This is a genomic window from Actinoalloteichus caeruleus DSM 43889 (assembly GCF_000429185.2).
GTDB lineage: Bacteria > Actinomycetota > Actinomycetes > Mycobacteriales > Pseudonocardiaceae > Actinoalloteichus_B > Actinoalloteichus_B caeruleus.
On the sequence record NZ_AUBJ02000001.1, the window covers coordinates 694,491 to 708,201 of the forward strand.

The 13,711-nt window shown below is 72.9% G+C and carries 14 protein-coding genes; 8 read left to right on the forward strand and 6 right to left on the reverse strand.

What is annotated here, in order from left to right; genetic code table 11:
- Positions 1-54: 54 nt before the first annotated feature.
- The 3 genes from G443_RS02745 to kdgD all read right to left on the reverse strand — a co-directional run bounded on the left by G443_RS02745 (position 55) and on the right by kdgD (position 3,386).
- Positions 55-1,008 carry a 2-hydroxyacid dehydrogenase gene (locus G443_RS02745; protein ID WP_026418165.1) on the reverse strand — a complete coding sequence of 318 codons (954 nt, stop codon included), beginning with the start codon at positions 1,006-1,008 and terminating at the stop codon, positions 55-57.
- 61 nt (positions 1,009-1,069) lie between these two features.
- A complete protein-coding gene (locus tag G443_RS02750) occupies positions 1,070-2,395 on the reverse strand; it encodes an enolase C-terminal domain-like protein (protein WP_245588735.1) in 1,326 nt (441 codons plus the stop codon).
- 70 nt (positions 2,396-2,465) lie between these two features.
- Positions 2,466-3,386, reverse strand: coding sequence for a 5-dehydro-4-deoxyglucarate dehydratase (kdgD, locus tag G443_RS02755; RefSeq protein ID WP_026418163.1), 921 nt, complete (start codon positions 3,384-3,386; stop codon positions 2,466-2,468).
- Positions 3,387-3,490: 104 nt separating this feature from the next.
- On the opposite strand from kdgD, the gene G443_RS02760 reads away from it, so the two are divergent.
- The 8 genes from G443_RS02760 (at position 3,491) to G443_RS02795 (ending at position 10,795) form a co-directional block, all read left to right on the forward strand.
- Positions 3,491-4,396, forward strand: coding sequence for a LysR family transcriptional regulator (locus G443_RS02760; protein ID WP_026418162.1), 906 nt, complete (start codon positions 3,491-3,493; stop codon positions 4,394-4,396).
- Between the two features lie 146 nt (positions 4,397-4,542).
- Positions 4,543-6,126, forward strand: a complete 1,584-nt coding sequence (locus G443_RS02765) for an ABC transporter substrate-binding protein (protein ID WP_026418161.1) — start codon at positions 4,543-4,545, stop codon at positions 6,124-6,126.
- A 1-nt stretch (position 6,127) separates the two neighbouring features.
- Positions 6,128-7,057, forward strand: a complete 930-nt coding sequence (locus G443_RS02770; protein WP_026418160.1) for an ABC transporter permease — start codon at positions 6,128-6,130, stop codon at positions 7,055-7,057.
- 14 nt (positions 7,058-7,071) lie between these two features.
- The gene (locus tag G443_RS02775) at positions 7,072-8,031 is read left to right on the forward strand and encodes an ABC transporter permease (protein WP_051313743.1); all 960 of its coding nucleotides are present in this window, start codon (positions 7,072-7,074) and stop codon (positions 8,029-8,031) included.
- Positions 8,028-9,053, forward strand: coding sequence for an ABC transporter ATP-binding protein (locus tag G443_RS02780; RefSeq protein ID WP_026418159.1), 1,026 nt, complete (start codon positions 8,028-8,030; stop codon positions 9,051-9,053). The genes G443_RS02775 and G443_RS02780 overlap by 4 nt, the downstream gene beginning before the upstream one ends.
- On the forward strand, positions 9,046-10,083 hold the full coding sequence (locus G443_RS02785) for an ABC transporter ATP-binding protein (RefSeq protein ID WP_245588734.1): 1,038 nt from the start codon (positions 9,046-9,048) through the stop codon (positions 10,081-10,083). Before G443_RS02780 ends, G443_RS02785 begins: the two co-directional genes overlap by 8 nt.
- Entirely contained in the window at positions 10,080-10,565 is a 486-nt protein-coding gene (locus G443_RS02790; RefSeq protein ID WP_253860104.1) for a TSUP family transporter, read from the forward strand. The genes G443_RS02785 and G443_RS02790 overlap by 4 nt, the downstream gene beginning before the upstream one ends.
- Positions 10,562-10,795 carry a hypothetical protein gene (locus G443_RS02795; RefSeq protein ID WP_253860105.1) on the forward strand — a complete coding sequence of 78 codons (234 nt, stop codon included), beginning with the start codon at positions 10,562-10,564 and terminating at the stop codon, positions 10,793-10,795. The genes G443_RS02790 and G443_RS02795 overlap by 4 nt, the downstream gene beginning before the upstream one ends.
- Before the next feature lie 233 nt (positions 10,796-11,028).
- Here G443_RS02795 and G443_RS02800 read toward each other — a convergent pair whose 3' ends face one another.
- The 3 genes from G443_RS02800 to G443_RS02810 form a co-directional block, all read right to left on the reverse strand.
- A complete protein-coding gene (locus tag G443_RS02800; protein ID WP_253860106.1) occupies positions 11,029-11,193 on the reverse strand; it encodes a hypothetical protein in 165 nt (54 codons plus the stop codon).
- 100 nt (positions 11,194-11,293) lie between these two features.
- Entirely contained in the window at positions 11,294-12,286 is a 993-nt protein-coding gene (locus G443_RS02805; protein ID WP_026418155.1) for a 2-hydroxyacid dehydrogenase, read from the reverse strand.
- A gap of 53 nt (positions 12,287-12,339) precedes the next feature.
- A complete protein-coding gene (locus tag G443_RS02810; protein ID WP_026418154.1) occupies positions 12,340-13,626 on the reverse strand; it encodes a glucarate dehydratase family protein in 1,287 nt (428 codons plus the stop codon).
- Positions 13,627-13,711: the final 85 nt, after the last annotated feature.

Consider the following 13,711-nt stretch of genomic DNA (forward strand, 5'->3'; position numbering starts at 1 on the left):
ACCCTCCCCAGGGCGCCCTCCCGCCTCGACACCGCCCAGCTGGGCCGGGAACGCCTAGGGCACGGGCGTGACCAGCGAGCCGGTCGTCATGAACGACCGCAGGTTCCGGAAGGCGAGGTCGCCCATGGCCTCCCTGGTCTCCCGGGTCGCGCTGGCGATGTGGGGCAGCAGCACCACCGAGTCCAGGTCGAGCAGGGGAGCGGGCACGTGCGGCTCGTCGGCGAACACGTCCAGCGCGGCGCCGCCCAACCGCCCCGAGACCAGCGCCTCCACCAGGGCCGGCTCGTCCACCACCGAACCCCGGGAGACGTTCACCAGGAACCCGCGCGGCCCCAGGGCGTCCAGGACCTCGGCCGAGACCAGCCCGCTGCTCCCGGAGCCCCCCGAGGTGGTCACCACCAGGGCGTCCACCCCCGCCGCCAGGTCGGTGGCCGAGTCGGCGTAGCGGTAGGAGCACCCGGCCACCCGGCGCCGCGAGTGGTAGGCGAGTTCCACGCCGAACCCCTCGAGCCGGGTCGCCACCGCCCGCCCGATGCGGCCCAGGCCCAGGATCCCCACCCGGGTACCGCTGACCCTGGTCGTCAGGGGGAAACCCCCGGGCGTCCACTCACCCCGGCGCACGTAGCGGTCGGCGGCGGACAGCCGGCGCATCACGTCGATCAACGCGCCGACGGCGACGTCCGCCACGCAGTCGGTGAGCACGTCCGGCGTGTTGCTGACGTCCACTCCCCGGGAGCGGGCGTGGGCGACGTCGGTCGTCTCGTAGCCGACTCCGAAGTGCACGATCGCGCCGAGCCGGGGCAGCGCGTCCACCAGGTCACGGGAGGCACCGACCCGGGCACTGGTCACCACGGCCGCGACCTCGTCGCCGTGGTCGGCGAGCCAGGCCCGGGCGTCAGGCCGTTCGTGCAGCCGGACCGTGCGGTGGTGGGACTCCAACGCCGCCTCGAGGGTGGGCAGCAGCGGGCAGACCTGGAGGACGACGCGGCCCTCCGGTGGTGAGGTCATCGCAACTCCTGGTCGAAGGGGGCGGCGCTCCGGTTCGCCGTGGTGCCGGCGTCGGACCGTTCTACCCGGCGGCGGGCCGCCGGTCGAGCGCGGGCCGCCCCGGGTCGAAGCACCAGCCCGGGACGAGGTACCGCATCGGTGTGACGTCGTCCCGGGCGCCGAGGCCTTCCGCGCGGTACAGCTCGTGCGCCGCCTCCACCTCGTCGAGGTCCAGCTGGACCCCGAGCCCGGGGCGGTCCGGCACCACGAGGTGCCCGTCGACCAGCGGGACCGGATCGGTCGTCAGCCGCTGACCGTCCTGCCAGATCCAGTGCGTGTCGATGGCGGTGATCTCGCCGGGCGCGGCGGCCGCGACGTGGGTGAACATCGCCAGGGAGACGTCGAAGTGGTTGTTGGAGTGCGACCCCCACGTCAGACCCCATTCCTGGCAGAGCTGGGCCACCCGCACCGATCCGCGCATCGTCCAGAAGTGCGGGTCGGCCAGCGGGATGTCCACGGAGTCCGACCGCACGGCGTGGCCCAGTTCCCGCCAGTCCGTGGCGACCATGTTGGTCGCGGTGCGCAGGCCGGTCGCGCGCCGGAACTCGGCGAGCACCTCCCGACCCGAGTACCCGCGCTCCGCTCCGCAGGGATCCTCCGCGTAGGCCAGGACGTCCCGCAGGCGGCGGCCCCTGCTGACCGCGTCCGCGAGGGACCACCCGCCGTTGGGGTCCAACGTCAGGCGGGCGTCCGGGAACCGCTCGGCCAACGCCAGCAGGACGTCAACCTCCTCGTCCCCCGGCAGGACGCCGCCCTTGAGCTTGAAGTGGGTCATCCCGTACCGGGCGGACACCGCCTCCGCCTGCGCGACGATGCCGGCCGCGTCGAGGGCGGGCCGGTCACGAACCTCGAACCACGGGTCACCGGTGGGGTCGCCGTGCCGGTAGGGCAGGTCGGTGCGGGTGCGGTCACCGACGAAGAAGAGGTACCCGAGCGTTTCGACCCGGTCCCGCTGCCGACCGTCGCCGAGGAGCGCCGCCACCGGCAGGTCGAGGTACTGGCCGAGGAGGTCCAGCAACGCGGCCTCGATCGCGGTGCGCACGTGCACCGCGACCCGCAGGTCGAAGGTCTGACCGCCGCGTCCCGGCCCGTCGAGCCCGCCGAAGCGGTCGCCGACCGCCCGGGTCGTGGCCAGGTGGTCCGCGACCCGGCTGCCCACGACCAGGTCACGGGCCTCCTCCAGCGTCGTGGTGATCGCCGGACCACCCGGCACCTCGCCCACCCCGGTGCGACCGTCACCATCGGTCAACACCACCAGGTTCCGGGTGAAGTAGGGCCCGTGGGCGCCACTCAGGTTCAGCAGCATGCTGTCCCGACCGGCCACGGGCACCACGCGGTAGCCGGTCACCACCGGCACCGACCCGACCGGCGTCACCGGACGCCGCCCGGGGCGCCGGCCACGGCGGCCCCCTGGGTGATCACCGAACGACCACCCGGTCCACGAGCCGGGCGAGCTCGTCCCGCTCGGCGTCGGTGAGGTCGGTCAGCGGCGGTCGGACCGGACCGGCCGGGTGCCCGACGACCGAGAGCCCCGCCTTGACGATCGACACCGCGTACCCGGCCCGCCGGTTCCGGATGTCGAGGTAGGGCAGGACGAACTCGGCGAGCCGGCGGTACACCTCCTCGGCTCGCCGCGCCCGCACGGCATGGTAGAAGTCCAGCGCGAACTCGGGCAGGAAGTTGAAGATCGCCGAGGAGTAGGTGGTGACCCCCATCTCCAGGTAGGGCAGCGCGTAGGTCTCGGCGGTCGGCAGGCCGCCGACCGACAACAGGCGGTCGCCCAGCCTCGCGTGGATGCGGGTCATCAGGTCGATGTCGCCGACGCCGTCCTTGAACCCCACGAAGTTCGGGCAGTCCGCCGCCAGTTGCTGGACCGCGTCGAAACCGAAGGCCGCGTTGGCCCGGTGGTAGACCACCACCCCCAGGTCGGTCGCCGCGCACACGGCCCTGACGTGCGCGACGAGTCCCTCCTGGGAGACCTCCGTCAGGTAGGGCGGCAGCAGGAACACGCCGTGCGCGCCGGCGGCCTCGGCGTCCCTGGCCATCGCCACCGCCTGCGCGGTGCCGTAACCAGCCGGTGCGACCACGGGTTTGCCGTCCGGCGCCGAGGCGACGGCCGCCCGGACGACACGACCCACCTCCTCGGGGGTGAGCGCGAAGAACTCTCCGGTGCCACCGGCCGCGAACACCCCGGAGGTCTCGTACTCGCCCTGCCGGGACACGTGGTCCCGGTAGGCGTCCTCGTCGAAGGAGAGATCCGGCCGCGCGTGCGTGACGGGGAAGGAGAGCAGTCCCGAGCCGAGGGTCGACCTCAGCTCCTCGGGGGCGAACAGGGTCATCGTCGACTCCAGGCTCGAAGGGCTGACCCGAGGGTAGGATTCGCGCCGATACCTGTCCAAGTCGAATGTGGCATGTGACGATACCTTCCTGGTATGGAGGCGCGATGTCCCCCCGGTTCACCCTCGACCAGCTGCGGGGATTCGTCGCGGTCGCCGAGGAGCTGCACTTCGGGAGGGCGGCGGCGCGGCTGAACATGACGCAGCCGCCGTTGAGCCGCCAGATCCGCAAGCTGGAACACGCCCTGGACGTCCAGCTGTTCACCCGGGACGCCAGGGCCGTTGGCCTGACACCGGCCGGGGAGGTCCTCCTCGTCGACGCCCGCCGGATGCTCGGCCTGGCCAGCTCCGCCCCCCTGGCCGCGCGGAACGCCGCTCGGGGAACGGCGGGGAACCTCCACATCGGGTTCACCGCGGTGTCGGCCACCACGGTGCTCGGGTCCTGGATCAAGACCATCGGCGCCCACCTGCCCGACGTCGAGCTGACCCTCACCGAGATGGTGAGCAGGGACCAGGTCGACGCGCTGCTCGCCGGGCGGTTGCACCTCGGCCTCGCCAGGGGAGTTCCGGCATCGGAGCTGATCAGCGCCCGCTGCGTCCACGTGGAGAGCCTCGTCCTGGCCTGTCCCCGAGGCCATCCCCTCAGCGTGCTGGGACGTCCCCCGACGCTGGCCGACATCGGCCGGCACGACGTGGTCACCTATGCGCCGGTGGACGCCCGTTACCTGTACGAACTGGTCGTCAGCGTGTTCCACGACGCGCACGTCGAACCCCGCTACGTCCAGCAGGTCGGGCAGGTCAACAGCTTGTTGGCGCTGGTGGACGCCGGGCTCGGCGTGGGCGTCGTGCCCAGGTCCGCCGCGCGGCTGCGCCTGCCCAACCTGGAGTTCACCGAGATCGACGGACTGGCGCCGGACGTCGTGCGCACCCACTGCCTCTGGCGGACCGAGCACGCCAGCCCCGCGCTGCGCGCCCTGCTGTCCCTGCCGGAGACCCGCGACGTGACCTCTTGACGCCCCGCAACGGCCCACTTACCGTCTGCGTCTACAAATGCAGACCGGATCCGCGTTCATAGACGAACGGCACGGCGCATTCCCGCCCGCGCACCCCGCGCCGGGCCGCGGCTTCCGGACGCGACCGTCCGACCATCGGAGAGACAATGCCGTCTTCCGTTCCTCTCCCGCGCGGCACCCGTTCCCCCGCACCCGTCGTCGTACCGCTGGCCGTCGCGATCCTCGCAGCCACCTCGTGCGCCGTCGCGAACAGCGGTGGAGGCGGGGACACCGGGGACGCCGGCGACACGCTCCGGATCGTCCTGGCCCAGGAACCTCCCACGCTCGAACCCTGCGAGGCCTCCCTGACCGACACCGGTGTGGTGGTCCGGTCCAACATCAGCGAACCCCTCATCGAGCGTGATCCCACGACGGGGGAGCTGGAACCACTGCTCGCCACCACCTGGCGGCAGCGGACTCCCACCACGTGGGAACTCGACCTCCGCCCCGACGTCACCTTCCACGACGGGACGACCATGACCTCGGAGGACGCCGCCTTCTCCATCGATCGGGCGGTGAACTCGGACCTGGCGTGCAACGTGGACGGCTACGTCTTCGGGGACGAGCGCCTCGAACTCGAGGTCGTCGATGAGCACCGCCTGGCGGTCACGACCACCGACCCCGACCCGATCCTGCCGCTGAGGCTCAGCTTCATCGAGGTCGTCCCCCGCACCACCAGCACCGAGGCGAAGGTGCGGGAACCGGTCGGGACCGGCCCCTACCTGATCGAGCGGTGGGAGACCGGGGTGTCCATCTCCCTGCGCCGCAACGACGACTACTGGGGGGAGCCGCCCGCCTACCCCCGGGCCAGGTACGTGTGGCGGTCGGAACCCAGCGTGCGCGCCGCCATGATCAACAACGGGGAGGCGGACCTCTCGACCGCCCTCAATCCCGAGGACGCGACCGAGGACAACTCGGTGGCCTACCCCAACAACGAGACCACCGCCCTGCGGCTCGACGGCCGGGAGGCGCCGCTCGACGACATCCGCGTCCGCAGGGCGATCGGGTTGGCGATCGACCGGCGGGCCATCGTGGACACCCTCTTCGACGGACTCGCCGACCCGGCCGCGCAACTCGTCCCCGACGGGGTCGTCGGGCACAACCCGGACCTGCCGATCGACCCACCGGACCCGGACCGGGCCCGGGCCCTGATCGCCGAGGCCGCCGCCGACGGCGTACCCGTGGACCGGCGCATCACCCTCATCGCGCGCAACGCCCAGTTCCCGCGGGTCGCCGAGACCGCGGAGGCGATCCAGTACCAGCTGGCCTCGGTCGGGCTCGACGTGCGCATCCAGATGGCCGACACCGCCGCCCACCTCGAGTACCAGCTGCGCCCCTTCCCCGAGGACGTCGGCCCGGTCGCGCTGCTCGTCATGCACGGCAACCAGGCCGGCGACGCCGCCTTCACCACCAGCCAGTACCTGCTCAGCGACGGACCCCAGTCGACCTTCGGCAGCCCCGAACTCGACCAGCTGATCTCCGAGGCCGGCGAGCTGTCCGACGACGCGCGGCAGGAGGCCTTCGCCGCGATCTTCGCCCACCAGAACGACACCCTCGTCCAGTACACGCACCTCGCGCACATGCGCGGGCTGCTCGGCCGGTCCCCGTCGATCCACTACGAACCGAACGCGGCCACCGGCGACGAACTCCGCCTCGCCGAGGTCCGCCCCGCACGTGAGGAGGCACGCTGACATGCTGACGTTCCTGCGGCGCCGCGTCGTCTCCAGCGCCATCCCCCTCGTCTTCGTCGTCCTCGGCGTGTTCTGCCTCGCGCGCCTGACCGGCAACCCGGTCAACCTCTACCTGCCTTTGAGCGCGACCCCCGAACAACGCGCCGAGTTCGCGGCCGCCCACGGTTTCGACCAGCCGATCGTCACCCAGCTCGCCGACTACCTGACCTCCCTGCTGGTCCTCGACTTCGGCGAGTCGCTGCGGACCGGGCAACCCGCCGCCGAGATGGTGCTGGCCGCCTTCCCCGCGACACTCCAACTGGCCGGCGTGACCATGCTCATCGCGATCGCCGGCGCCGTCCTGCTCGGCTGCGCCGCGGCCTACCGGCCGAACTCGCTGGCCGACCGGGTGGCCAGCATCCTGTCGATGACCGCCGCGTCCATCCCGGACTTCTGGTTCGCGATCATGGGCGTGCTCGTCTTCGGGGTGACGCTCGAATGGCTTCCCACCTCCGGCGTCAGCGGCGGCCCGGAGGTGTGGATCCTGCCGATCGCGACGCTGCTCATCCGCCCCTTCGGCGTACTCGTCCAGGTCGTCCGGGGCGCGATGGTCACCGCGCTGGCCGCGCCTTACACCAAGGTGGCCCGGAGCAAGGGGGCGAGCGAGAAGCGCGTGGTGTTCGGGCACGCCCTCCGCAACGCCGCGATGCCGGCCCTCACCGTCGCCGGCGACCTGACCATCGGACTCGTCAACGGCGCCGTCGTCGTCGAGACCATCTTCGGGTGGCCCGGCATCGGCAAGCTCATGATCGACTCCATCCTGCAACGAGACTTCGCCGTCCTCCAGGCCGCGGTGCTGATCACCGCGCTGACCATCTTCGCGTTGAACATCCTGATCGACGTCTGCTACGCGCTGCTCGACTCGCGCGTCCGCCAGACCGTGCCGGCCTGAGCCGAGGAGGCGCCATGACCACCACACCGGGAGGACGACGTCGGCGGAACCCGTCCGGCGCGCGCACCGGCCCACCGCGTTGGTGGACCCTGCTCGGCGGCGACCGGGTCGCGGTCTGCGCGGCCGTCGTGCTCACCCTGGTCCTCCTGACCGCGCTGCTCGGCCCGCTGCTGATCGGCGACCGGGCCATCCGCCAGGACCTCGACGCCTCACTGCGCCCACCCTCCCTCGACCACGGGTTCTTCGGGCTGCTGGGGACCGACGTCCTGGGGCGCAGCGTGCTCGCCCGCCTCATCGAAGCCGCGGGGACCACGCTGTCCGTCGCCGTGCCCGCCGTGCTGTGCTCACTGGTCGTCGGGTCGGCCGTCGGCATGTGGGCCGGCTACCACGGCGGCCGGCGGGAGAGCGTCGCCATGCGGGTCGCCGACGTCATCCTGAGCTTCCCGTCCCTGCTGTTGGCCGTGGTCGTGCTCTACGTGTTCGAACCCAGCGTCGCCAACCTGGTGCTGATCCTCGCCATCGCCCGCGTCCCCATCTACCTGCGCACCGCGCGGGCGGAGTCGGCCGAGATCAGGAGCAGGCTGTTCGTCGACGCGGCCCGCACCTTCGGCACCCGCTCCGGAGCGACGATCGTGCGGCACATCCTGCCGATCGTCCTGCCGACGCTGCTCACCGTCGCGACGCTGGACTTCTGCTTCGTGATGCTCACCGAATCCTCGCTGAGCTTCCTCGGCATCGGGATCCAACCACCGGAGGTCAGCTGGGGGCTGATGGTCGCCCAGGGGCGTCAGTACCTCCAGACCGCCTGGTGGATCGCGGTGCTCCCCGGCGTCGCCATCGTCATGACCACCGTCTCGGCCACCATCCTCGCCGCCTGGGCGCGCCTGGCCACCGACCCCGCCCAGCGCTGGCGGCTCACCCTGCCCCGAGGGCGCCGCCGGCGGCCCGCCACCACCGGAGAGGGCACCCCATGACCCCGACCACCGCCCCGCCCGCCCGCCAACCGGAACCCGGCGCACCGCCACCCGCGTTGCGGGTCGAGGGCCTCACCGTCGACCTGACCACACCGACCGGCGAGCTGCGCGCCGTCGACGGAGTCGGCTTCAGCGTCCACAAGGGGCGAACGCTCGCCCTACTCGGGGAGTCCGGCTGCGGCAAGTCCATGACCGCTCAGGCGGTGGTGGGCCTCCTCGACCCCGTCGCCCGCGTGACCGGCGGCACCGCCCACGTCAACGGGACCGAGGTCCTGGGGCTCAGCCGCTCCCAGCGCGCCAGGCTCGCCGGGCCCGTCCTGTCCATCGTCTTCCAGGACGCGCTCACCGCCATGAACCCGGTGCGGACCGTGGGCGCCCAACTCGCCGAACCCTTCCGCATCCACCGAGGACTCTCCCGGCGGGCGGCACGGGAGCGGGCCGTCGAACTGATGGACGGCGTCGGCATCCCCGAACCCCGGGCCAGAGCCCGGTCCTACCCGCACCAGTTCTCGGGGGGGATGCGCCAACGCCTGCTCATCGCGATGGCGGTGGCCCTGGAACCCGACGTCCTCATCGCGGACGAACCGACCACGGCCCTGGACGTCACCGTGCAGGCCCAGGTGATGGAACTCCTCGCCGACCTCCAGGCCCGGCAGGGCATGGCCCTCGTCCTCATCACCCACGACCTCGCCGTCGTCGCCGAACACGCCGACGAGGTAGCCGTCATGTACGCCGGGCACGTCGTGGAGACCGGACCGGTCACCGAGGTGTTCACCCACCCCCGCCACCCCTACACGCGGGGGCTGCTCGACTCCGTGCCCGAGCGGGCCGCGAAGGGGCGACCGCTGCACGCCGTGCCCGGCAGCCCACCGGAGCTGGGCTCCATCCCCACCGGCTGCGTGTTCCAGAGCCGTTGCCCGCTCGCCGCCGACGTCTGCGCCGCCGAGCGCCCCCGACCGCGTCCCACCGGACCGTCCCGCGCGGCGGCCTGCCACCGTTCCGAGGAGCTCGCCAGTGACTGACGTGTCCCCACCCTCGGACCAGCCCGCCCCCCTGCTGACGGCGACCGGCCTGCGCAAGTCGTTCCGCGTCGCGAGGAACAGGACCGGGAACGCGCGCCTGACCGCGCTCGACGGAGTCGACCTGCGGGTCGAACGGGGCCGCACCCTCGGTCTCGTCGGCGAGTCCGGCTGTGGCAAGTCGACCCTGGCCCGCGTCCTGCTGTTGCTGGAACGGCCCGACGAGGGCACCCTCCGCTTCGACGGCATCGACCCGTTCACCCTGCGCGGCCGCGCCCTGCGCGCCTGGCGGCGCCGCGTCCAGATGGTCTTCCAGGACCCCTTCGCCTCCCTGAACGCCCGGATGACGGCGGCGGAGATCATCGCCGAGCCGTGGCGCAGCCACCGCGACATCGCCCCCGAGGGCGCTCGCCGGGACACCAGGGTGCGCGAGCTGCTCGACCTCGTCGGCCTGCGCCCAGGGGACGCCCACCGCTATCCCACCGAGTTCTCCGGCGGGCAACGGCAACGCATCGGCATCGCCCGCGCGCTGGCCCTCGGCCCCGACCTGATCGTCTGCGACGAACCGGTGTCCGCGCTGGACCTCTCCGTGCAGGCGCAGGTGCTGAACCTGCTTGCCGACCTCCAACGCGAGTTGGGGGTGTCCTACCTGTTCATCTCCCACGACCTCTCCGTCGTCCGCCACGTCGCCGACCGGGTCTCGGTGATGTACCTGGGCAGGGTCGTCGAACACGGGCCGGCCGAGGAGGTCCTCGACCGCCCGGTCCACCCCTACACCTCGGCGCTGGTGTCCTCCGCCCCGTCCCTCGAACTCACCGGCGACGGCCGGCGGCGGACCGTGCTCCAAGGGGAGATCCCGTCTCCGATGGACCCGCCATCGGGTTGCCGGTTCCGCACCCGCTGCCCCCGGGCGACGACGGTGTGCGCGGAGGCGGAACCACCGCCGGCCACCCGGTCCGGTGCCCCGAGTGGCACCGGAGATCACCGGGGGTGGTGCCACCACCCGCTGGGACCCACCCCGGCTCCGCCATGAGCGGCGCGGAGTTCTGGCTGCTCAGCGCGGTCGTCCTCCTCGGAGCGCTCGCCCAGGCCTCGATCGGGTTCGGACTGGGCCTGCTCGCCGCCCCGGTGGTGGCCCTGGTCGATCCCACACTCGTGCCCGTCACCCTGATCCTGCTCGCGACCGGGGTGACCGCCACCGTCCTGGTGCTGGACCGGCAACACGTCGACCTGCGGGGGACCGGCATCGCCCTCGGCGGCCGGGTCGTGGGAACGGTGGCGGGTGCCGCCCTGGTCGCCGCGTTGCCCGCCCGGGCGCTGGCGGTCGCCGTGGGAGTGGTCGTCCTGCTCGGGGTGGTCGCCACCGCCGGGGGCCTCACGCCACGCCCCACCACCCGGGCCGTCGCCCTCGCGGGCGCGGTCTCCGGTCTGATGGGCACCGCCACGTCCATCGGGGGCCGCCGATGGCGATGGTCTGGCAGGGGATGGCCGGCCCCCGTCTGCGAGGCACGATGAGCGGGTTCTTCCTCGTGGGTTCCCTGCTCAGCCTCGCCGCCCTCGCCGTCGCCGGCAACGTCGAGATCACCACCCTCCAGCACACCCTGTGGCTGCTGCCCGCCGCCCTGGCCGGGGTGCTCCTCGCCCGCCGCGTCTCCGGAGCCCTCGACAGCCGACGTTCCCGCACCGCCGCGATGGCGCTGGCCAGCATCGGTGCCGTGGTCCTGATCGGCCAACAGGTGCTCTGACCAGGCCATCCACCACAGCTGTTCCGGTCAGGGCTGGCGCTGTCCGGGAACCGGGCGGCGGGGTTGGTCGCGGCCGGTCCTCTGGTCGCGGGGCGCCGGTGACGAGGCGAGTCGCCCTGTCGAGGACGAAGCCGCGCCCCCGGCCCCCCGGGGTGCCCGCGCTGCCCGCCCTACCCGACGAGGGGCCTCGCCTCCGAGGCACAGCCGTGAGCGGTCACCGCGACCGGGGCGCCTCAGATGTCCCGGACGAAGATGATGGCGTCGGTCTGGTCGGTGGTGGCCGGGTCGAGCGGGAAGTAGGTGTGGTCAGCCGGGACGCGTGGCGCTGGTTCCCGGTCGAGAGCCGAGGCGAGACGGGCGGGATCGACGACGGTGCGGGCGTCGGGGAGGGTCGACAACAGCCCTTCGAGGCTGTCGGGCCGGGGAACGTCGGAGCCCCGGGTGCCGAAGGCGGTGGCGGCGTCCCTCGGCCGCCGGGCGGGGCCCCGAGCAGGAGGGTCACGGCCGGACGCCAGCTCGCACGACGTTCTCCAACGGATGACCACTGGAGAGGCGGCCGATGTTCGCCGCGATGTCGCGGGCGCGGCCGGCGAAGGTCTCCAGGGTGTGGCCCGAATGGTGCGGGGTCATCACGACGTTGTCGAGCGCGTCGAAGGGCCGCGAGTAGCCCCGGGCGCCCAGCCCGTCCTTCGGGTGGCCCCACCAGACGTCCAGCGCGGCACCGCCGATGCGCCGTTCCGCCAGCGCCTCGTACAGCGCGTCCTCGTCGATGATCGGCCCCCGCGACACGTTGACCAGCACCGCGTCCGGGCGCATCGCCGCCAGCTCCGCCGCACCCACCAGCCCCCGGGTCTCCGCCGACAGCGGGACGGTCAGGACGACCAGGTCCGAGGACGCCAACAGGTCCGGCAGGCGGTCCTGGCCGTCGACCCGGTCCACCACCACCCCCGGCGGAACCGGGGCACCCGGGTCGCGCCGCACGGCCCGCACCCGCATCCCCAGGGCGCTGGCCGCCCTGGCGACCGCACCCCCGATCTCACCCATGCCCACCAGGCCCACCGTCCGCCCGGCGAGGGTGCCCCCCAGGGGGACCGCCGGGTCGAGCGCGACCGACTCCCACCGACCGGCCCGCAGTGACCGGTCGGCGCGCGGCACCCGGCGGAACAGCATGATCGCGGCCATCACCACGTACTCGGCGATCGACCGGCCGTGGTGGAAGGTGTTGCACACGTGGACCGCCGGGGCCAGCGCGTCCAGCGCGACCCGGTCCACCCCCGCCCCGGTCACGTGCACCAGCCGCAGGGCGGGGGCGGCCCCGGCCATCTCCGCCGACACCCGGGAGGCCACCAGCACCTCGGCGTCACCGAGGCGGGAGATGACCTCCTCGTCCGGCCGGCCCACCAGGAACTCCCAGTCGTGGCCGTCGCTCCCGCCCCGGGTCAGCACGTCCCGGAACCTGTCGATGATGGGGTCGGTGAGCACGATCCGCATCGGACGGACTCCTCCCGTGTCGCGCGTGCCCGAGCCCCGGTGGCCGTCGCCGGTCACCAGCGGGGCGCGGTCGGGTCGAACGCGGGCTCGAAACGGCGCAGGTACCCGGTGTCGTCCCGCTCCCGGATGCCGCAGGACAGGTAGCGCTCGTGGAGCCGGGCCAGCGCGTCGCGGTCGAGTTCCACGCCCAGCCCGGGAGCGGTCGGCACCGGGACCGCTCCCGCCTCGAAGCGCAGCGCGCCCGGCACGACCACGTCGTCCTCGGGGTGTTTCCACGGCCAGTGCGTGTCGCACGCGTAGGTGAGGTTCGGCGTGGCCGCCGCGAGGTGGGTCATCGCGGCGAGGCTGATGCCCAGGTGCGAGTTCGAGTGCATCGACAGCCCGAGCGCGAACGTGTCGCAGATCCCCGCCAACGTCCTGGAGCGGTGCAGACCACCCCAGAAGTGGTGGTCGGAGAGGACCACGCCCACCGCCGAACGGGCGACGGCGGGCCTGACGTGGTCGAAGGCGACGACGCACATGTTCGTCGCCAGCGGAGTCGACACCGCCTCGGCGACCCTGGCCATGCCCTCGATGCCCGTGGTCGGGTCCTCCAGGTACTCGATGACGCCGTCGAGTTCGCGGCCGACGCGGATGGCGGTCTCCACGCTCCAGGCACCGTTGGGGTCGACCCGCAGCGGGTGGTCCGGGAAGGCCACGCGCAGGGCGTGGATCGCGGCGACCTCCTCCTCGGGCGGGAACACGCCGCCCTTGAGCTTGATCGCGCCGAACCCGTACTCGTCGACCATGCGGCGGGCCTGCGCGACGATCTGGTCCGGGGTGAGCGCCTCACCCCAGTGGTCCGGCTCGGCCCCCGGGTGCCCGGCCCACTTGTAGAAGAGGTAGGCGCTGTAGTCGACCCGGTCGCGGACCGCTCCGCCCAACAGGTCGCTCACGGGTCGGCCGAGCGCCTTGCCCTGGATGTCCAGGCACGCCACCTCGAAGGGGGAGAGCACCCGGTCGGCGGTGCTGCTGCCGGTGACCATGCCGCTCATCCCGTGGCCACGCGTGCCGTGGTCCCCGGCCACCACCGCCCGCACCCGGCGAGCCAGCTCGTTGAGGTGCCAGACGTCGACGCCCACGAGAGCGGCACCGGCGAGGCGCAGCCGGTCGAGGTGCCCGGCGTCGCCGTAGGTCTCGCCCAACCCGGTCAGGCCCGAGTCCGTCAGGACCTCGATGACCGCGCGCAGCGCGAACGGTTCGTGGACCCCGACCGTGTTGAGCAGGGGCAGGTCCCGGAAGGCGACCGGGGTGATCCGCACCTCCCGGATGCGGTGCTCCATCATGGCCGCGTCGCGCATCCTGTTCCTCCGGCTGTACGGCCGACCCGGGGCCGGCGAACGGCGGGTACCGACGCAGCCTAACCGCCGATTGTCCACATGGGTA

What these genes read in the sequence shown, in the direction of transcription:
- kdgD (WP_026418163.1), bottom strand. Translation starts at nt 3,386, where the DNA reads ATGACCCTGTTCGCCCCCGAGGAGCTGAGGTCGACCCTCGGCTCGGGA.
- G443_RS02805 (WP_026418155.1), bottom strand. Translation starts at nt 12,286, where the DNA reads ATGCGGATCGTGCTCACCGACCCCATCATCGACAGGTTCCGGGACGTG.
- G443_RS02780 (WP_026418159.1), top strand. Translation starts at nt 8,028, where the DNA reads ATGACCCCGACCACCGCCCCGCCCGCCCGCCAACCGGAACCCGGCGCA.
- G443_RS02795 (WP_253860105.1), top strand. Translation starts at nt 10,562, where the DNA reads ATGAGCGGGTTCTTCCTCGTGGGTTCCCTGCTCAGCCTCGCCGCCCTC.
- G443_RS02745 (WP_026418165.1), bottom strand. Translation starts at nt 1,008, where the DNA reads ATGACCTCACCACCGGAGGGCCGCGTCGTCCTCCAGGTCTGCCCGCTG.
- G443_RS02765 (WP_026418161.1), top strand. Translation starts at nt 4,543, where the DNA reads ATGCCGTCTTCCGTTCCTCTCCCGCGCGGCACCCGTTCCCCCGCACCC.
- G443_RS02770 (WP_026418160.1), top strand. Translation starts at nt 6,128, where the DNA reads ATGCTGACGTTCCTGCGGCGCCGCGTCGTCTCCAGCGCCATCCCCCTC.
- G443_RS02760 (WP_026418162.1), top strand. Translation starts at nt 3,491, where the DNA reads ATGTCCCCCCGGTTCACCCTCGACCAGCTGCGGGGATTCGTCGCGGTC.
- G443_RS02810 (WP_026418154.1), bottom strand. Translation starts at nt 13,626, where the DNA reads ATGCGCGACGCGGCCATGATGGAGCACCGCATCCGGGAGGTGCGGATC.
- G443_RS02775 (WP_051313743.1), top strand. Translation starts at nt 7,072, where the DNA reads ATGACCACCACACCGGGAGGACGACGTCGGCGGAACCCGTCCGGCGCG.
- G443_RS02790 (WP_253860104.1), top strand. Translation starts at nt 10,080, where the DNA reads ATGAGCGGCGCGGAGTTCTGGCTGCTCAGCGCGGTCGTCCTCCTCGGA.